Source organism: Microbacterium sp. LCT-H2 (assembly GCF_001866135.1).
Lineage (GTDB): Bacteria > Actinomycetota > Actinomycetes > Actinomycetales > Microbacteriaceae > Microbacterium.
Genome location: NZ_MODW01000005.1, coordinates 51,872 through 70,357, shown reverse-complemented (window position 1 = coordinate 70,357; position 18,486 = coordinate 51,872). Strand labels below are relative to the sequence as shown.

18 protein-coding genes are annotated in these 18,486 nt (G+C 68.5%); 10 read left to right on the top strand and 8 right to left on the bottom strand.

From position 1 onward, the window contains the following. Positions 1-13 precede the first annotated feature (13 nt). On the top strand, positions 14-1,054 hold the full coding sequence (locus BK819_RS12795) for a DMT family transporter (protein WP_071329490.1): 1,041 nt from the start codon (positions 14-16) through the stop codon (positions 1,052-1,054). Here the strand turns inward: BK819_RS12795 and pgl are convergent. Genes pgl through tkt form a run of 6 tightly spaced genes read right to left on the bottom strand, consistent with a single transcriptional unit; the run spans position 1,048 to position 9,145 of the window. Then, on the bottom strand, positions 1,048-1,827 hold the full coding sequence (gene pgl, locus BK819_RS12790) for a 6-phosphogluconolactonase (RefSeq protein ID WP_071329609.1): 780 nt from the start codon (positions 1,825-1,827) through the stop codon (positions 1,048-1,050). The two genes, BK819_RS12795 and pgl, sit on opposite strands and share 7 nt — an antisense overlap. A gap of 5 nt (positions 1,828-1,832) precedes the next feature. Next, positions 1,833-2,768: a glucose-6-phosphate dehydrogenase assembly protein OpcA gene (locus BK819_RS12785; RefSeq protein WP_060921903.1), complete on the bottom strand. Its 936-nt coding sequence runs from the start codon at positions 2,766-2,768 to the stop codon at positions 1,833-1,835. Continuing rightward, positions 2,765-4,315, bottom strand: coding sequence for a glucose-6-phosphate dehydrogenase (zwf, locus tag BK819_RS12780; protein ID WP_071329489.1), 1,551 nt, complete (start codon positions 4,313-4,315; stop codon positions 2,765-2,767). Before zwf ends, BK819_RS12785 begins: the two co-directional genes overlap by 4 nt. A gap of 20 nt (positions 4,316-4,335) precedes the next feature. After that, the gene (locus tag BK819_RS12775) at positions 4,336-5,943 is read right to left on the bottom strand and encodes a glucose-6-phosphate isomerase (RefSeq protein WP_071329488.1); all 1,608 of its coding nucleotides are present in this window, start codon (positions 5,941-5,943) and stop codon (positions 4,336-4,338) included. Continuing rightward, complete coding sequence (gene tal, locus BK819_RS12770; RefSeq protein WP_071329487.1) at positions 5,940-7,052, bottom strand: transaldolase; 1,113 nt, start codon at positions 7,050-7,052, stop codon at positions 5,940-5,942. The genes BK819_RS12775 and tal overlap by 4 nt, the downstream gene beginning before the upstream one ends. Beyond that, positions 7,049-9,145, bottom strand: a complete 2,097-nt coding sequence (gene tkt, locus BK819_RS12765; RefSeq protein ID WP_071329608.1) for a transketolase — start codon at positions 9,143-9,145, stop codon at positions 7,049-7,051. Before tkt ends, tal begins: the two co-directional genes overlap by 4 nt. A gap of 250 nt (positions 9,146-9,395) precedes the next feature. Here tkt and BK819_RS12760 point away from each other — a divergent pair, with 250 nt between their 5' ends. After that, positions 9,396-10,301, top strand: coding sequence for a heme o synthase (locus tag BK819_RS12760; RefSeq protein ID WP_029989291.1), 906 nt, complete (start codon positions 9,396-9,398; stop codon positions 10,299-10,301). On the opposite strand, the gene BK819_RS17020 is transcribed toward BK819_RS12760, so the two are convergent. Then, positions 10,247-10,732 carry a hypothetical protein gene (locus tag BK819_RS17020; RefSeq protein WP_025103653.1) on the bottom strand — a complete coding sequence of 162 codons (486 nt, stop codon included), beginning with the start codon at positions 10,730-10,732 and terminating at the stop codon, positions 10,247-10,249. The two genes, BK819_RS12760 and BK819_RS17020, sit on opposite strands and share 55 nt — an antisense overlap. A gap of 530 nt (positions 10,733-11,262) precedes the next feature. Between BK819_RS17020 and BK819_RS12745 the strand changes: the two genes are divergently transcribed. The 3 genes from BK819_RS12745 to BK819_RS12735 are packed head-to-tail and all read left to right on the top strand — an operon-like array spanning position 11,263 to position 12,787. Continuing rightward, positions 11,263-11,841, top strand: a complete 579-nt coding sequence (locus tag BK819_RS12745; protein ID WP_143049301.1) for a putative T7SS-secreted protein — start codon at positions 11,263-11,265, stop codon at positions 11,839-11,841. Next, the gene (locus BK819_RS12740) at positions 11,841-12,368 is read left to right on the top strand and encodes a hypothetical protein (RefSeq protein WP_143049300.1); all 528 of its coding nucleotides are present in this window, start codon (positions 11,841-11,843) and stop codon (positions 12,366-12,368) included. Before BK819_RS12745 ends, BK819_RS12740 begins: the two co-directional genes overlap by 1 nt. Further along, on the top strand, positions 12,365-12,787 hold the full coding sequence (locus BK819_RS12735; protein ID WP_071329483.1) for a hypothetical protein: 423 nt from the start codon (positions 12,365-12,367) through the stop codon (positions 12,785-12,787). Before BK819_RS12740 ends, BK819_RS12735 begins: the two co-directional genes overlap by 4 nt. Before the next feature lie 248 nt (positions 12,788-13,035). Here the strand turns inward: BK819_RS12735 and BK819_RS12730 are convergent, their stop codons facing one another. Beyond that, positions 13,036-14,157 carry a heme A synthase gene (locus BK819_RS12730; protein ID WP_071329482.1) on the bottom strand — a complete coding sequence of 374 codons (1,122 nt, stop codon included), beginning with the start codon at positions 14,155-14,157 and terminating at the stop codon, positions 13,036-13,038. Between the two features lie 232 nt (positions 14,158-14,389). Between BK819_RS12730 and sufB the strand changes: the two genes are divergently transcribed. Genes sufB through BK819_RS12705 form a run of 5 tightly spaced genes read left to right on the top strand, consistent with a single transcriptional unit; the run spans position 14,390 to position 18,450 of the window. Beyond that, a complete protein-coding gene (gene sufB, locus BK819_RS12725; protein WP_025103651.1) occupies positions 14,390-15,808 on the top strand; it encodes a Fe-S cluster assembly protein SufB in 1,419 nt (472 codons plus the stop codon). Then, positions 15,809-17,014 (top strand): Fe-S cluster assembly protein SufD, encoded by a 1,206-nt coding sequence (gene sufD, locus BK819_RS12720; protein WP_071329481.1) that lies wholly within the window; start codon positions 15,809-15,811, stop codon positions 17,012-17,014. It abuts the gene before it with no gap. Next, complete coding sequence (locus BK819_RS12715) at positions 17,011-17,337, top strand: non-heme iron oxygenase ferredoxin subunit (RefSeq protein ID WP_071329480.1); 327 nt, start codon at positions 17,011-17,013, stop codon at positions 17,335-17,337. The genes sufD and BK819_RS12715 overlap by 4 nt, the downstream gene beginning before the upstream one ends. 3 nt (positions 17,338-17,340) lie before the next feature. Beyond that, positions 17,341-18,111, top strand: a complete 771-nt coding sequence (gene sufC, locus BK819_RS12710) for a Fe-S cluster assembly ATPase SufC (protein ID WP_071329479.1) — start codon at positions 17,341-17,343, stop codon at positions 18,109-18,111. Positions 18,112-18,120: 9 nt separating this feature from the next. Further along, positions 18,121-18,450, top strand: coding sequence for a metal-sulfur cluster assembly factor (locus BK819_RS12705; RefSeq protein WP_017202280.1), 330 nt, complete (start codon positions 18,121-18,123; stop codon positions 18,448-18,450). Positions 18,451-18,486: the final 36 nt, after the last annotated feature.

Here is an 18,486-nt window from a genome sequence, read left to right as displayed (position 1 = left end):
CGCAGGGGTGTGGATGGGGACGGTCGAGGACGTCGGCGACCAGTTGGTCGGCGCGTTCCAGAACCCCGGCCTGCTCCTGGGAATCCCTCTGGCTCTCGCCGGTGCGGTGTTCATGTCGCTCGGCGCGCAGTACCAGCATCGGGGCGTGGAGAAGGTCGAGCGGCTCAGCGGCTCCGACGGCGCCGCCGGCCTCAGCTTCGATCAGCTCAAGCGCCTGTTCACCCGCCCGTCCTGGGTGATCGGGACGCTCATGCTGGGCCTCGCGATCGTCTGCCAGCTCGCCGCCCTCGTCAAGGCGCCCCTCATCGTGGTGCAGCCGCTCGGCGCCATCGCGCTGGTCATCACGACGCTGCTCAACGCCCGCATCTCAGGCCACGCCCCCACGCGGCAGTCGCTCACCGCGATCATCGCTTGTGTCGGCGGCATCTTCCTGTTCGTGTTCTTCGCCGCGATCTACGCCACGGAGAAGGAGGTCACGGACCGCGAGCTGTTCGTCATCCTCGCGATCCTGCTCGTCGTGATCATCGTGCTCGGGGCGTGCTGGCTCATCCTCCGGCACCGGATGCGGGCGCTGTTCTACATCATCGGCGCCGGCATCCTCTACGGTTTCGTCGCCACCCTCGCGAAGGTCATCATCAAGCGCATCGAGGCGGGCCAGTTCGAGTGGATCACCGCGGTCTGCCTGCTCGCGTTGCTCTCGGCGGGTGCCGTCGGCGCGTACTTCGTGCAGACCGCCTACAGCTCCGGTCCGCCGGACCTCGTCATCGCCGGTCTGACGGTGGTCGACCCCATGGTGGCCGTGCTCATCGGCATGCTCGTGCTCGGTGAGGCGGCGGCGGCTCCGTGGTGGGTCTTCATCATCTTCGGCGTCGCCGGCAGCATCGCCGTCTGGGGCGTCGTCGGGCTCGCGCGATTCCACCCGCAGGTGCTCAGCGAGAGCCAGGAGCTCGGCATCACCCGGGGAAGCGATCCCGCCACCCCGCCGGCTGCTCCGGCATCGGGCGCGCCGGAGCAGCCTGACCCGCGTGAGACACGCGGCCCGGACGCTCAGTAGGCCTGGTCGATGAGGTCGGGGGAGACCTCGGACGCCGCTGCCTCGTCGACGAAGAACACCGTCCGCTTGCGGCCCTTCGCCCCGGCGGCCGGAACGCTCGTGTAGCTGGCGCCGGCGAGAGCGAGGCCGAGCGCCGATGCCTTGTCGGCACCCGTCAGAACCAGCCACACCCGCTTTGATGCGTTGAGCACGGGACGCGTCAGGGTCACGCGCTCGGGCGGGGGCTTGGGGGAGTCCCGCACGGGGAGCGCCGCCGCATCGGTCACGGTGACCTCTTCCCGGTCCGGGAAGAGCGACGCGATGTGGCCGTCGGGGCCGACGCCGAGGAAGCACACGGCGAAAGAGGGCCACGGGTGGTCCTCGGTGCCGAAGCGGGCGAGCTCGGCGGCGTACGCGGCGGCGGCCTCATCGAGGTCGAGACCGCTGTCCGAGGCAGCGACCTCGTGCACGTTCTCCGCGGGGACGTCGAGGTGGTCGAGCAGTGCCTCCCGGGACTGGAGGGCGTTGCGGTCCGGGTCGTTCCGCGGCACATATCGCTCGTCGCCCCACCAGAAGTGGACGAGGGACCAGTCGATCTCGGCGGATCGCGGGTTCTCCCGGACGGCGCGCAGGACCGCACCGCCCATCGACCCGCCCGTGAGGGCGACGTGAGCCAGACGGCCGTTGCGTGTCCGCGCGCGGACACGGGTGAGGAAGCGATCGGCGACCCGGAGGGCGAGGGCGGCGGGGGTGGCCTCGACCACGACCCGCTTCTCTGCGGACGATCCCGGCATCGAGGTCACTCTCCTGTCTCGGGCGGACCGAGCTTCTCCCAGCCCTCCGTGATCACTCGACCGTACAGGACGTCGGGGTCGAGCCTGCGCAGCTCCTCCGCGAGGCACTCGCGCAGGGTCCGCCGCGGCAGGTGAAGGTCGTGGTCGGGCTGGTTCGGCTGGGTGAGCACGGCGACGCCGGGCGACGGGCGCTCGAGGAGGATGTCGCCGGACTCCCGGGTGAGGCGCACCGACTTGATGCCCTCCTGCCAGTGCTCCGGGTCCTCGTACGACCACCGCACCGGGACGTCCAGTGCCATCTGCAGCCAGGCGGCGAGCAGCGCCGTGGAGGGCGAGGCACTCCCGCCACGGACCTCGACGGCGGTGATGGTCTCGTACGGCGGCTGGTCCAGCACCGCGGCGAGCTGCTCGCGCCAGTGCGTGAGGCGCGTCCAGGCGAGGTCGGTGTCGCCGGGGGCGTGCGTGCGTCCGAGGAGGGCGAGCCGGTCGCGGACGTCCGGAGACGTGGCGGCGTCGGTGATCCGGCGCTGGGCGATGCGGCCGAGCGGCGAGGTCGCGGGAGAGGTGGGGGCCTCGTCCGGCCACCACGCCACCACCGGGGCGTCCGGGAGGAGCAGCCCGGTGAGCAGGCTCTCCTCGTTGCTCGCGGCGGCGCCGTGCGCGTGCAGCACGACGACCTCGCTGGCCCCGGCGTCTCCGCCCACGCGGATCTGCGCGTCGAGGCGGGACTCACCGTCGCCGGTCGTCAGCACGATCACGCGCATCGGGTGCTCGCGCGACGCATCGTTCGCCGCGTCGATCGCGGCCTCCGCGACGCCCTTGCGGGCGGCGATGACCAGGGTGAGGACACGGCCGAGGGCGACGGCGCCGCCCTCCTCGCGCACCTTGACGAGCTGCTTGGCGACCTGGCTGACGGTCGTGTCGGGAAGGTCGATGATCACGGGCGTCTCCAGACTCGTCCGTCGCGGGCCAGCAGGTCGTCGGCCGAGGCCGGTCCCCACGAGCCGGGCGCGTACTGCTCCACCGGACCGCCCTGGGCGGCCCAGTACTTCTCCACCGGGTCGAGGATCTTCCAGGAGAGCTCGACCTCCTCGTGCCGCGGGAACAGCGGCGGATCGCCCAGGAGGACGTCGAGGATCAGACGCTCGTACGCCTCCGGGCTCGCCTCCGTGAACGCGTGGCCGTAGCCGAAGTCCATCGTCACGTCGCGGACGTTCGTGCCGTTGCCCGGCACCTTCGAGCCGAAGCGGATCGTCACGCCCTCGTCAGGCTGGACGCGGATCACCAGGGCGTTCTGCCCGAGCTCCGAGGCGTTGCCGCGGCCGAACAGGTGCTGCGGCGCGCGGTTGAACACCACGGCGATCTCCGTCACCCGACGGCCGAGGCGCTTGCCCGTCCGCAGGTAGAACGGCACGCCGGCCCAGCGTCGGGTGTCGATCTCCAGCTTGATGGCCGCGTAGGTCTCCGTCGTCGACTCGGGGTTCATCCCCTCCTCGTCGAGGAAGCCGGTGACCTTCTCGCCGCCCTGCCAGCCTCCGGCGTACTGCCCGCGCGCGGTGGCGAGGGAGAGATCCTCCGGCACGTGCACCGCGGCGAGGACCTTCTCCTTCTCGGCCCGCAGATGCTCGGCGGAGAGGCTGATGGGCTCCTCCATCGCCGTGAGCGCGAGGAGCTGGAGCAGGTGGTTCTGGATGACGTCGCGGGCGGCGCCGATCCCGTCGTAGTACCCCGCACGACCGCCGACGCCGATGTCCTCGGCCATCGTGATCTGCACGTGATCGACGTAGTTGCGGTTCCAGATCGGCTCGTACAGCTCGTTGGCGAAGCGCAGCGCGAGGATGTTCTGCACCGTCTCCTTGCCGAGGTAGTGGTCGATGCGGAAGATCGAGTCGGCGGGGAACGCCACCTCGAGGGCCGCGTTGAGAGCGCGCGCCGACTCGAGGTCGTGCCCGAACGGCTTCTCGATGACGACGCGCCGCCAGCGCTCGTCGTCGTCCGCGTCCTCGCCCACGAGCCCCGATTCCTTGAGCTGCTTCGCGACGAGCGGGAAGTCCTTCGGCGGGATCGAGAGGTAATAGGCGTGGTTGCCCATGGTGCCGCGTTCCACGTCGAGCTTCTCGACGGTCTCCCGCAGCTTGCGGAAGGAGTCGGGGTTGTCGAACTCGCCGGAGACGAACCGGATGCCCTGGAGCAGCTGCGTCCAGGTCTCCTCGCGGAACGGCGTGCGGGCATGCTGCTTCACGGCGTCGTAGACGACCTGGGCGAAGTCCTGGTCCTCCCAGTCGCGGCGGGCGAAGCCCACGAGCGCGAAGCCCGGGGGCAGGAGCCCCCGGTTCGCGAGATCGTAGACCGCCGGCATGAGCTTCTTGCGGGACAGATCACCCGTCACGCCGAAGATCACGAGGGCGCTGGGCCCCGCGATCCTGTTGAGACGACGATCGTCGGGGTCGCGCAGCGGGTTGTGCCCGCGCGAGATGGGTACAGACATCGGTGGGGGCTCTCCTGCGGTTACTTCTGTGCGGCTTCGAAGAGGGCGAGCACGTCGTCCGAGGACTCGGTGATCGTCAGCGAGACGACGGGTCGTCCGTGCTCCGCGAGCACGCCCGCGTCGCCGGCCGCCTGCGCCTGGATGAGCTGTCCGAACGTGAACGGCCGGTCGGGGATCTCGAGGTCCACGTCCGTGCGCTCCAGGATCTGCAGGAACACGCCCTGAGCGGGGCCGCCCTTGTGGTACTGACCCGTGGAGTGCAGGAAGCGCGGTCCCCAGCCGAACGTGGTCGGGCGCCCGGAGTCGGCGGCGACGAGCTCGCGCAGGCCCTGGAGCTGCGGCACCTCGAGGCGGTTGACGTACGCCTGGATCGACACGTAGCCGTCGGCGGGGAGCTGGGCCCAGAGGGCGTCCAGCACGCCTTCGACGGTGCCAGACACGGCGAGGGCGGGGTCGGAGACCCGGACCTCGACGCCGTTCTCGACGAATGCGGGAGCTGTCGGCTCCGGTCGGGCGTCGAGCAGGCCCCGGGCGGCGACCTTGGCCGACTCGACGTCGGGCTGGTCGAACGGGTTGATGCCGAGGAGGTGCCCGGCGATGGCCGTCGCGTACTCCCAGACGATGAACTGCGCGCCGAGTGTGCCGCTGACGAGGATCTCGCCCTCGTGCCGCTCGTGCAGGTGGAACTCGTTGGCGTCGTCGACGAGACGCACGATCTGGAGGTCGGCAGGGACCGGGTCGAGCTCCGGCGAGACCGGGAGCAGGACGACCGGGAGGATGCCCGTGCCCTCCTTGCCTGTGGACTCGGCGATCAGCTGCTCGATCCAGTCCGGCAGCCCCTTGATGTGCGTGCCGTCGGTGATCAGACCCAGCTTGTCGCGGCGGGGGCTGGTGGCGGCGATCGCCGCCCCGAGACGGAGTGCGGGGTTGTCGGCGGAGTCCACGGCCACCTCGAGCAGCGAGGCCTCGGCCTCGTCCAGGAGCTCGTCGATGTCCACGCCGGCCAGTCCCGAGGGCACGAGACCGAAAGCGGTCAGCGCCGAGTAGCGGCCGCCCACGTTCGGGTCGGCGTTGAAGACCCGGTAGCCGGACTCGCGCGCCGAGGCGTCGAGAGGGGAACCGGGGTCCGTGACCACGACGATCCGCTCGGTGGGGTCGATGCCGAGGTCGCGGAAGGCGGCCTCGAAGGTCCGGCGCTGCGAGTCGGTCTCGACCGTGGAGCCCGACTTCGACGACACGACGAGGACCGTCTCGGCGAGACCCTCGTCGAGCGCGGCGAGCACCTGCCCCGGGGCGGTGGAGTCGAGGATGGTGAGCGGGACGCCGGACGTCTGTGCGATGACCTCGGGAGCGAGCGACGAGCCGCCCATTCCGGCCAACACCACGCGCGTGACGCCCTTCGCTGCGAGCTCCTCGCGCAGCGCGACGATCTCGGCGACCAGCGGGCGGGAGACCGAGACGGCCTCGACCCAGCCGAGGCGGACCGACGCCTCGGCCTCGGCGGCCGGACCCCAGAGCGTAGCGTCGCCGCCGGTGATGCGGGAGGCGACGAGGTCGTGGACCAGGGCGGGCACGGTCTCCTCGATGGCGACGCGCGCCGCGCCCGATGCGTGGATGGCGAAGGTCATCGCTGGGCCTCCAGAGCCTCGGTGACCTGTGCGAGCAGATCGTGCCAGGAGTCGATGAACTTCGCGACCCCCTCCTCCTCGAGCACCTCGGTCACGGCGTCGAAGTCGACGCCCACCTCGGCGAGCCCGGCGAAGACCTCGCGGGCCTCCTCGTAGCCGCCGGTGATGGTGTCTCCCGTGACGACGGCGTGGTCGAACGTCGCCTCGAGGGTCTTCTCCGGCATCGTGTTGACGACGCCGTCGGCGACCAGTTCCGTCACGTACAGCGTGTCGGGGAGGTTCGGGTCCTTGACGCCGGTCGAGGCCCACAGCGGGCGCTGGACGTTGGCGCCGGCGGCGAGGAGATCCTGCGCGCGCTTCTCGGCGAACGTCTTCTCGAAGAGCTCGTAGGCGAGTCGGGCGTTCGCCAGGCCCGCCTTGCTCTTCAGCGCGGCGGCGGCGTCCGTTCCGATCGCGGTCAGGCGCTTGTCCGTCTCGGTGTCGACCCGGGAGACGAAGAACGAGGCCACGGAGTGGATGGTGGACAGATCGATGCCCGCGTCCTTGGCCCGCTCGAGGCCCGTGAGGTACGCCTCGATGACCTCGGCGTAGCGCTCCAGGCTGAAGATGAGGGTCACGTTGACGCTGATGCCGTTCGCGATCGCCTCGGTGATGGCTGGGAGGCCGGCCTTGGTCGCCGGGATCTTCACGAGGAGGTTGGGCCGGTCGATCCGGTCCCACAGCTCCTTGGCCTGCGCCACGGTGCCGTCGGTGTCGTGGGCGAGGTCGGGGGAGACCTCGATCGAGACGCGACCGTCGACGTGGCCGGACTCCTCCCACACCGGGCGGAAGACGTCGAGCGCGGCACGGACGTCCTGGGTCGTCGCGGCGAACACCGCGTCCTCGGCCGAGGCTCCGGACGCGGCGAGCTCGGTGACCTGCGCGTCGTAGGACGTGTCGTTCTTATCCGTGATCGCGTTCGCGAAGATGGTCGGGTTGGTGGTGACGCCCACGACGTTGCGCGTCGCGATCAGCTCGGCGAGGTTGCCGGAGGAGATGCGGGTGCGCGAGAGGTCGTCGAGCCAGATGCTGACGCCGGCGGCGGCGAGCTGGGCGGTGGGGGTGCTCATGCGTTCTCCTTGATGGTCTCGCGGGCGGCCGCGACGACGGCCTCGGTGGTGATGCCGAACTTCTCGAAGAGGGTCTTGTAGTCGGCGGAGGCGCCGAAGTGGTCGATGCCGACCGATCGTCCGCGGTCGCCGACGATGCCGCGCCACGTGAGCACGGAACCGGCCTCGACCGAGACGCGGGCGGTGACGGACGCCGGCAGCACGCTCTCGCGGTAGGCCTCGTCCTGCTCCGCGAACCACTCCAGCGAGGGGGCGGAGACGACGCGGGCGTTCACGCCCTCGCCGGCGAGCACCTCGCGGGCGTTCACCGCGAGCTGCACCTCGGAGCCGGTCGCCACGATGATGACGTCCGGCGTGCCGTTCGGCGCCTCGGCGAGGACGTAGGCGCCCTTGGCGGCCTGGGCGGCGGAGGCGAAGGTGTCGCCCGAGGCCTCGCCCTCGCCGCGCGGGAACACCGGGATGTTCTGGCGGGTCAGTGCGATGCCGGCCGGGCCCTCGTGGCGCCGGAGGATCTCGAGCCACACGGCGGCCGTCTCGTTGGCGTCCGCGGGACGGACGACGGCCAGGTTCGGGATCGCGCGCAGCGTCGCGAGCTGCTCGATCGGCTGGTGCGTCGGGCCGTCCTCGCCGAGGGCGACGGAGTCGTGCGTCCAGACGAAGACGCTCGGCACATTCATCAGCGCGGCCAGGCGCACGGCCGGACGCATGTAGTCGCTGAAGATGAGGAACGTGCCCCCGAAGGCGCGCGTGGGCCCGTGCAGCACGATGCCGTTGACGATCGCACCCATGGCGTGCTCACGGATGCCGAAGTGCAGCACCCGGCCGTACGGGGTGCCCGACCACTCGTGGGTCGACCACTCAGCCGGGATGAACGACGGCGCGTCCTTGATCGTCGTGAGGTTCGACTCGGCGAGGTCGGCGGAGCCGCCCCAGAGCTCGGGGAGCTGCGCGGCCAGCGCGTTGATGACCTGGCCGGACGCGGCGCGGGTCGAGACGTCCTTGCCGGCCTCGAAGACGGGGAGTGCGTCGGCGATGTCGGCGGGGAGCTCGTGGGCCTCGACGCGGTCGAGCAGGGCCTTGCGCTCGGGGTTGGCGGCCGCCCAGGCATCGAACGACTCCTGCCAGGCGGCGCGGGCCTCGGCGGCGCGCTCCGCGAGGCCGCGCGTGCGCTTCAGCACCTCGTCGGCGACGACGAAGGTCTGCTCCGGGTCGAACCCGAGGACCTTCTTGGTGGCGGCGAGCTCGTCGGCTCCGAGCGCCGATCCGTGGATCTTCCCGGTGTTCTGCTTGCCGGGAGCAGGCCAGCCGATGATGGTCTTGAGGATGATGAGCGACGGCTTGTCGGTCTCGCCCTTGGCCGCCTCGATCGCGGCGTGGAGCTCGGCGACATCCTCCACGTACTCGCCGGTCTTCTTCCAATCCACCGTCTGCACGTGCCAGCCGTAGGCCTCGTACCGAGCCGCGACGTCCTCGGTGAAGGCGACGTTCGTGTCGTCCTCGATGGAGATCTGGTTGGAGTCGTAGATCGCGATGAGGTTGCCGAGCTGCTGGTGGCCGGCGAGCGAGGAGGCCTCGCTGGTGACGCCCTCCTGCAGATCGCCGTCGCCCGCGATCACGTAGACGAAGTGGTCGAACGGGCTCGTGCCCGCTGCGGCCTCGGGGTCGAAGAGGCCGCGCTCGTACCGGGCGGCGTACGCGAAGCCGACTGCCGAGGCGAGGCCCTGGCCCAGTGGGCCCGTGGTGATCTCGACGCCCTTGGTGTGGCCGTACTCGGGGTGACCGGGGGTCTTCGACCCCCAGGTGCGGAGCGCCTTGAGGTCGTCGAGCTCGAGCCCGAACCCGCCCAGGTAGAGCTGCACGTACTGCGTCAGCGACGAGTGGCCGACGGACAGGATGAAGCGGTCGCGGCCGAGCCAGTCGGTGTCGGTCGGGTCATGCCGCAGCACCCGCTGGTAGAGCAGATAGGCGGCGGGAGCCAGACTCATCGCCGTGCCGGGATGACCGTTGCCGACCTTCTCGACCGCATCGGCCGCCAGGATCCGGGCGGTGTCCACCGCGCGTCGATCGATCTCGTCCCACTGCAATTCCGACACGTTCATGCCCTTTCCGACAGTTTCGAGGGCGCCGGTATTCCCTGGCGCATCCGCAACTTCCCTGGCGCATCCCGCATCGTCCGGGAGACGGGCGGGTTTTGTGCGCAGCACCGGGCGCGCGAGTGCTCTCAGCATAGCGGGGACGGTCTCCGCGGCCGGGGGTCGGAAGGCGCGGAACGCGTCACGGCGTGTCATACACTGGAGAGGTTGTCCGGTAACGCGCGCGGAGGAGGCGATCGAGATCTCGACGATGTCTGATCAGACCGTACGGAAGTCGTCCATCGGTCGCACGGTGAGCGCCTACGTCACTCTGACGAAGCCCCGGGTCCTCGAACTCCTCCTCGTCTCGACCGTTCCGGTCATGTTCCTCGCGCAGGGCGGACTGCCCGATCTCTGGCTGGTCCTCGCGACGGTCATCGGCGGGTCGATGAGCGCCGGTTCGGCCGGCGCGTTCAACATGTACCTCGACCGCGACATCGACGCGCACATGCACCGCACGGAGAACCGGCCGCTCGTGACCGGCGAGGTCAGCCCGCGCGGCGCCCTGATCTTCTCGTGGACGCTCGCGATCGTGTCGACCGTGTGGCTCTGGTTCACCACGAACCCGCTCACGGCGATCCTGTCGGCCTCCGCGATCTTCTTCTACGTCGTGATCTACACGATGATCCTCAAGCGCCGCACCGAGCAGAACATCATCTGGGGCGGCATCGCGGGGTGCTTCCCGGTCCTCATCGGCTGGTCCGCCGTCACCGGTTCTCTCGACTGGCCGGCCTTCATCCTCTTCCTGCTCGTCTTCCTCTGGACGCCGCCGCACTACTGGCCGCTGTCCATGAAGTACAAGGACGACTACGACGATGTCGACGTGCCCATGCTCGGCGTCACCCGCAACGCGTCGCAGGTCGGCCTGCAGGTCATCCTGTACGCGTGGGCCACGGTCGCCTGCTCGCTGCTGCTCGTGCCGATCGCCGGCATGGGCCTCGTCTACACCGTCTCCGCCCTGGTGTTCGGCGGCTGGTTCATCTATGAGTCGCACCGCCTGTACAACCAGGCGGTGCGGGGGACCGAGGCGCGGCCGATGCGAGTCTTCCACGCCTCGATCACTTACCTGACGCTGCTGTTCGTCGCCGTGGCGATCGACCCGCTGCTGCCCTTCTGATCCTCGTCGGCCTGGGGCTCGTCAGCCTGAGGCTCCGCATCGACCTGCGGCTCTGCGAATTCGGCATCGGCGGTCCGGAGAGCGGGCTCGTCGCGCGGGACTGAGACCGTCTCGATCGTCTCGTCCTGGATGCTCGGCGCCTCGTGCTCGACGACCGGCGCGGCGGTGACGGGGGTGGCAACCAGCGTGCGCGCGGCGACGAGGCCGAGCGACAGGAGCAGGCCCACCAGGCCCGCACCGAGGACGACCGCGCCGACGACGACGAGCGACTGACCGACGTACACCTCGACACCGGTGGCGGTGCCGTCCATCAGGGTCGTGGTCATCGTGCCGACCTGTCCGGCGATCATCCAGCCGCCGACCCCGACCGCGGCGAGGGAGACGACGATGAGGAGCCAGAACCCGGCGCTGCGGGTGAGTGTCTTGTTCATGTCGACCACGATGGTCGATGCGGTGATGAGCGCCCGGTGCGCGCGCTATGGATCGTCTGTGCGGCAGAGAGCGACGATCAGTTCACGAGCGACGGGCCATCGACTGCTGCCACGACCTCTCTCTTGAACAGGTGGGTCGCTGTGGGGGAGCTGTAGCTGTGTTATCCCGGTGCGGCCACGCCTACAAAGGACTGGGCGCTAAGCTCTCTGGGCGAATCGATGATCCGGGGGGATTGTATGGACAGGCGTATTCACGTCGATTTTGTGGCTGTAGAGGCGACGTCTACGTTGCTGCACGACTTCAAGGTGGGACCGGGGGACGAGTCGGGCCTTGATCTCTCGATCGCTGGGAGTGATCTCGTCGCGTCTGCGGCAGAGGTGTTTGCTGGCGGGTGGTCGGATGCGCTCGGCTTTCTCTCGCTCGCCTGTAGGCGGCTCGCTGGTGGGCTGGACGGGGCGTTGGCTGATTTTGTGGCGGGGGAGCATGCCCATCTCGACTCACTCGCGACGTCCATCGGGGCGTTGGAGCGATGACAGTGCATTGGACGGACCGCGATCCCGGGGCCGGTGACACGGCCGCGTTCGCCACCGCCATTGCTTGGGCTGATGCTCAGCTTGTGGACCTGGCCAACGCACAGGATGTGGTGTCGACGATTCTGCGTGATCTTGACGATGCGTGGAGCGGCCGCGCTGCGGACGCGTTCCGTACACGCCTCGAGGAATTCCACAGCCGCCTTGACGACTCCACTGATGCGATGACAACCGCGAGGAAATCGATCATCACGTACCGAGATGCCGTGGTGGAAATCTCCCGACTCGCCGAGCCTCTGAAAGAAGAACTCGCAGCATCACAGGCGGCCCTGAGCGGAGTGATGAACGATGCGTCCTTCGGCGGCGAGCCCGGGGACCGGTTCGCCGCCGAACAAGAAGCCCGCGCAGCGGCCAGCACCGCCGCGACAGCGTTGAAAAACTCGCAGTCGACCGTCAAGCGGCTGATAGTGACCTCGCGGTTTCGCTTGCGACGGCGGCCTCACTCGGGTGGGGTGATCTGGATTGCACCACCGATCCGGTTCCTGGAACCCGAAGAGACGCGACGAATGACCGGGTGATGGATCTGTTCGAGCATTTTCGGACGGGTGATGAACGCGGTGCCGTCGTCACCGACAACGACATCTTCGTGCAGACCCTCATGCGCAGTGCCCACATCACCGCAACCCGGGAGCAAGTACTCGACGACATACGCGCTGGTATCCTCACCTCGGAGAAGGTTGGTATCTACAATCGGTCGATCAGCGATCAACCGTGGGTGCTCGGCGTCGACGGGGTCAGTCTTCTTTCCAGCACGATGACGGGTAATGTTCCGGATGCCGTGCTCGGCGGAGAGAACCTGCCCGAGACCTTCCTCGGCTCCTACAACCTTGAAGTCCGAGCTGAGGAGCCGCTGCCGGATGGTGGGGTCGAGGTGACGTTTGTGATCAACAACGACACGTCGATCGATTCCGCCACCCGTATGCCCCTCACCGGGGGAGCACACTTCCCTGGTGTATTCGAGGCGATGTCGGAAGCGAATGCGAGAGAGGGGCGATGGGCCACGCATCACCAAACCATCGTCTGGACCGAGACGGTGTACCCATGAACTCTCGATTCTCCCGTCACGGAAACCTGATACTCGCGAGCGTCACCGCGATTGCTCTTCTCGCTCTCACTAGCTGTACGGGCCCACAGATCACCTCGCCAGTTGGTGAATGGGTCGCCATCGACGGTGACGAAGGCACCCTCTCCATCCACCCCGACGGCACCTTCACCATGATTGATGCGTCCTTCAACCCGCTCCAAGGCAGAGACGCAGACAGCGACTTCAACGCCAGGGGCAGGTGGCTCACCGCACGGGACGACACGGAGATTGCCTTCGATTTTGAAGAGGCATCACAGGGACCGCGAGACGTGGAACCTCGCATCTACTTCGTCCCGTACCGCTCTGGCACCCTCCGTTTCCAAGATGCGGAGGGATTGTTCGAAATCGAGTTCCGTCTCGTGGACGAACCTTCGAAGTAGAGCGTCATCGAGTGGCCATGGCATCGCCACAGGACTGGTGGGTCGTTCCTGGGCTCTTGGAAGCGTCGCAAGGGGACTGGGACGTCAGCCGCGCCAGTTTCGACGTTCCGTTCCGATCAGGCACAATCCGTTTCCATGACCCGGATGATGTCCTCGATATCGAGTTCCGGCTCGTGGATGAAGCTTCGGAGTAGAGCGCAATCGACGAAAGCCGTCGCCCCGTTCCCCGCCCCGGTCGTCGTCGCGGGTCATGAACCGCCGACGGACGCGACGGACGCGGTGCGCTTGAGGTGCAGCACGACGACCGTGTAGGTCGCGGCCGACAGCGATGCCAGGACCATGTGGATGCCCACGAGCACCGGCGGCAGCCCCTCCCGCGCCTGCCAGACGCCGACGGCCACCTGCACGAGGATCGCGATGACGAGCACGAGCAGCCACCGGCGAGGCTCGAGGCGCAAGACCCAGGCGGATACCGTCAGGAAGAGCACGAGGGCGGCCAGGATGTATCCCGGCCAGGAGTGGACATGGGCGAGGATCGTGGCGTCGAAGCCGCGGCGCAGCACGTCGGCGTCGCCCGAGTGCGGGCCGGATCCGGTCGTCAGCACGCCGAACAGGATGGTCACGGCCAGGGCGAGGCCGGTGACGTGCGTCACGATCGCGAACCAGGTGGGGACGGCCCGCTCTCGCGGTCCTTCCGGAGTCGCCAGCCGCACGAGGAACGCGGCGGTGATGCAGACGAGCAGGAGCGACGACGTGTAGTGGAACCCGACGATGAAGGGGTTCAGGCCGGTGAGCACGGTGATGCCGCCGACCAGGGCCTGTGCGACGACGCCGATCAGCACGAGCCAGGCGAGGAGGACGAGGTCCCGCCGGGCGGGCGTCGTGCGCACCGAGTGGACCGCCGCCGCGATCACCGCGATCAGGAGCACGGCGGAGGCGACGGGGAACGCCGGGAAGTCGGTGAGCGAGACCAGGACGAAGGCGACGGCCGCGCCGGCGAGACCGCCGACCGCGAACCACAGGGCGTCGATGAGAGCCCGGCGGCCGCTGATGGTGTGCAGGACGAGCAGGACGACGGCGATCGCGATGATCCCGACGACGCCGGTCATCAGCCGGTTGCCGAACTCGATCATCCCGTGGATGCCCTGCACCTCGACGATCGGGACGAGCGACTCGGGCGTGCACAGCGGCCACTCGGTGCAGCCGAGGCCGGATCCGGTCAGCCGCACGGCGCCGCCGGTGCCGATGATGATCGTCTCGCTGAGGAACGACAGCCACGCGAAGACGGTGAGCGCACGACCCCACACCGCGGAGCGGGGGGAGGCGGTCGCCCTGTTCGTCGAGGGGGCGGGGATGGTCGTCTCGGGCATAAGTCCTCCGGCCCGTCGAAGACGTGGCGCACGGCCCGTCCGTCAGGCGGAACCTGTAGAATCGGATTGTTGCGATGAGCGCTGACAGCGCTGAAGCATCGTCAACAGTTTAGGCGCGATGGAAGCGCCCGTGATGAGGGCCCCACCAACGGCACCCGCTCCCGCAGACTCGACGGGGATCAGGTGTGTCGGGGCGGATGACACCGTTTGGGACCTGTGAGGAGAGTGTTGCATGTCGGATGTGCTGATCGACCGCCCGGAGCTCGATGGTCTGGGGGTGTACGAATTCGGCTGGCACGATGAGGATGCCGCGGGTGCCGTCGCGAAACGCGGGATCTCGGAAGAGGTCGTCCGCGGGATCTCGGCCCTCAAGAACGAGCCGGAGTGGATGCTGAAGACCCGTCTCAAGGGCTATCAGCTCTTCGGCCGCAAGCCGATGCCGACCTGGGGCGCCGACCTCAGCGACATCGACTTCGACAACATCAAGTACTTCGTCCGCTCCACCGAGAAGCAGGCGCAGAGCTGGGAAGACCTCCCCGAGGAGATCCGCGAGACGTACGAGCGCCTGGGCATCCCCGAGGCCGAGCGTCAGCGCCTGGTCGCCGGTGTGGCTGCGCAGTACGAGTCCGAGGTCGTGTACCACCAGATCCGCGAGGACCTGGAGGCCCAGGGCGTCATCTTCATGGACACCGACACCGCCCTGCGCGAGCACCCCGAGTTCTTCGAGGAGTACTTCGGCACGGTCATCCCCGCCGGCGACAACAAGTTCGCCGCGCTGAACACCGCCGTCTGGTCGGGCGGCTCGTTCGTCTACGTCCCCAAGGGCGTGCACGTCGAGATCCCGCTGCAGGCCTATTTCCGCATCAACACCGAGAACATGGGCCAGTTCGAGCGGACCCTGATCATCGCCGACGAGGACAGCTACGTCCACTACATCGAAGGCTGCACGGCCCCGATCTACAAGTCGGACTCCCTGCACTCGGCCGTCGTCGAGATCATCGTGAAGAAGAACGCCCGCGTGCGCTATACGACGATCCAGAACTGGTCGAACAACGTCTACAACCTGGTCACCAAGCGCGCCGTGGCGCACGAGGGCGCGACCATGGAATGGGTCGACGGCAACATCGGCTCCAAGGTGACGATGAAGTACCCGTCGATCTACCTGATGGGTGAGCACGCCAAGGGTGAGACCCTCTCCGTCGCCTTCGCCGGCCCCGGCCAGCACCAGGACGCCGGCGCGAAGATGATCCACATGGCGCCGTACACGCAGTCGTCGATCGTCTCGAAGTCGATCGCCCGCGGGGGTGGCCGTGCCGGCTACCGCGGCGAGGTGCGTGTCGACGCTGCCGCCCATCACTCGGCGAACACCGTCCGCTGCGACGCCCTCCTCGTGGACACGAAGTCCCGTTCCGACACCTACCCGGCGATCGACATCCGTGTCGACGACGTGCAGCTCGGCCATGAGGCCACGGTCTCCAAGGTCAGCGAGGAGCAGCTCTTCTACCTGCAGTCTCGCGGCATGCCCGAGGACGAGGCGATGGCGATGATCGTGCGCGGCTTCATCGAGCCGATCGCGCGCGAGCTCCCGATGGAGTACGCGATGGAACTGAACAAGCTCATCGAGATGGGCATGGAAGGATCGGTCGGCTAAATGGCGGCCTCGACGACAGCGCCCAGCGAGGCGCAGCACACGAACGCGCACATCGACCCGGCCGCCCAGGTGGCGGACGCCGGATTCGTCCCGGTGCAGACCCGCTCCGAGCGTCCGCACTCGTTCGACCCGGACGACTTCGGCACGCCGACCGGTCGCGAGGTGAACTGGAAGCACACGCCGGTGGCCGCGCTCACGCCGCTGTTCCGCACGGCCGAGGGCGACGAGGGCGTGCAGTACTCCTTCACGTCCGGCGAGCAGTACGTCGCCGCGCCGCTCGCGGCGGGAACCGCTCCGCGCGGCGAGGTCTTCCTCGCCGAGGACATCACCGCCGCCGTCGCGTGGCAGGGCGCCTCCGAGGCCCTGCACATCCGCATCCCGCGCGAGGAGGAGGTCGCCGCGCCGATCTTCCTGTCGCTCACGGGCACCGGCGCCGACCGTCGGGCGGACGCCCACATCGTGATCGAGGCCCTCGAGCACAGCGCCGCCACGGTGGTGCTGCAGCACAAGGGCTCGGCGCAGTACGCCCAGAACGTCGAGATCATCGTCCGTGACGGGGCGAAGCTCACCGTCGTCTCCGTGCAGCAGTGGGACGACGACGCCGTGCACGCGGCCGCCCACCAGGCGCGGGTCGCGGCCGACGCCACCCTCAAGCACTTCGTCGTCAGCTTCGGCGGCGGCGTGGTGCGCGTGAACCCGAGCGTCGAGCTCGCCGGTGCCGGCTCGGAGGGCTACCTCTACGGGCTGTCCTACGCCGACTCCGGTCAGCACCTGGAGAGCCAGGTGTACCTGCACCACAAGGGCCCGCACACGACCGGCGACGTGCTCTACAAGGGCGCGCTGCAGGGCGAGAGCGCCCACAGCGTGTGGATCGGCGACGTGCTGATCGGGGCGGACGCCACCGGCACCGACTCCTACGAGGCCAACCGCAACCTGGTGCTCACGGAGGGCGCACGCGCCGACTCCATCCCGAACCTCGAGATCGAGACGGGCGACATCGTCGGGGCCGGGCACGCGAGTGCCACCGGCCGCTTCGACGACGAGCAGCTCTTCTATCTCCAGGCCCGCGGCATCCCGGAGGACGAGGCCCGTCGGCTGGTGGTGCTCGGCTTCCTCACCGACATCGTGCTGCGCCTCGGCATCCCCGACCTGGAGTCGGAGCTGCTGGCCGCCATCGAGGCCGAGCTCGCCGAGGTGGACGCGTGAGCGCGCAGCGCGTCTGCGGCGTCTCCGAGCTGGAGCAGGACACGCCGCTGCGCGTCGAGCCGGACGGCGTGCCGATCACGGTCATCAAGGACGGCGAGGGCGTCATCCACGCCATCGGCGACACCTGCACCCACGGCGACATCTCGCTGTCCGAGGGCTTCGTAGAAGGTGACACGGTGGAGTGCTGGGCCCATGGCTCTGCGTTCTCCCTGATCACCGGCAAGCCCCAGAATCTCCCCGCATATGAGCCCGTCCCGGTCTACGTCGTCGAGATCGACGGCGACGACGTGCTCATCGATCCCGCTGTGACGAAGGAAGTCTGAAGAATGTCTGTTCTCGAGATCCGCGACCTGCATGTGACGGTCGAGACCGAGGCGGGGACCACCCCGATCCTCAACGGAATCACCCTCACCATGAACACCGGTGAGACCCACGCCATCATGGGCCCCAACGGCTCCGGCAAGTCCACCCTGGCCTACACGATCGCCGGCCACCCGAAGTACACGGTCACCTCCGGCTCCATCACCTTCGACGGTGAGGACGTCCTGGCGATGAGCGTCGACGAGCGCGCCCGCGCCGGTCTGTTCCTCGCCATGCAGTACCCGGTCGAGATCCCCGGCGTGACGGTGACGAACTTCCTGCGCACCGCGAAGACTGCGCTCGACGGCGAGGCGCCCTCGATCCGGCAGTGGACCAAGGACGTCAAGGAGTCCATGGCCAACCTCCGCATGGACCCGAAGTTCGCGCAGCGCAACGTCAACGAGGGCTTCTCGGGCGGCGAGAAGAAGCGCCACGAGATCCTCCAGCTCGAGGTGCTCAAGCCGAAGTTCGCCGTGCTCGACGAGACCGACTCCGGCCTCGACGTGGACGCGCTGAAGATCGTCTCCGAGGGCGTCAACCGTGCGAAGGAGTCCACCGGTCTCGGTGTGCTGCTCATCACGCACTACACCCGGATCCTCCGCTACATCGGTCCCGACTACGTGCACGTGGTCGTCGCGGGCAAGATCGTCGAGGAGGGCGGCCCCGAGCTCGCCGACCGTCTGGAGAACGAGGGCTACGACCGGTTCCTCGACCCCTCCGCTCCCATCGAGGCGTAGGCTGATCGCATGACAGCGACCCTGACGGACGAGAAGTACGACGCGGTCACCGAGGCTCTCAAGGACGTGATGGATCCTGAGCTCGGGATCAACGTCGTCGACCTCGGACTCATCTACGACCTCGCCTGGGATGACGAGAACGACGCTCTCGTCATCCACATGACGCTGACCAGTGCGGGCTGCCCGCTCACGGACGTCCTCGAAGACCAGACGGCGCAGGCCCTGGACAACGTCGTGGACCGCTTCCGCATCAACTGGGTGTGGATGCCGCCGTGGGGACCCGAGCGGATCACGGACGACGGGCGCGACATGATGCGTGCGCTCGGGTTCGCGATCTGAGCGTTCCGGTCACCTGACCACCAGACGAAGCGGGCG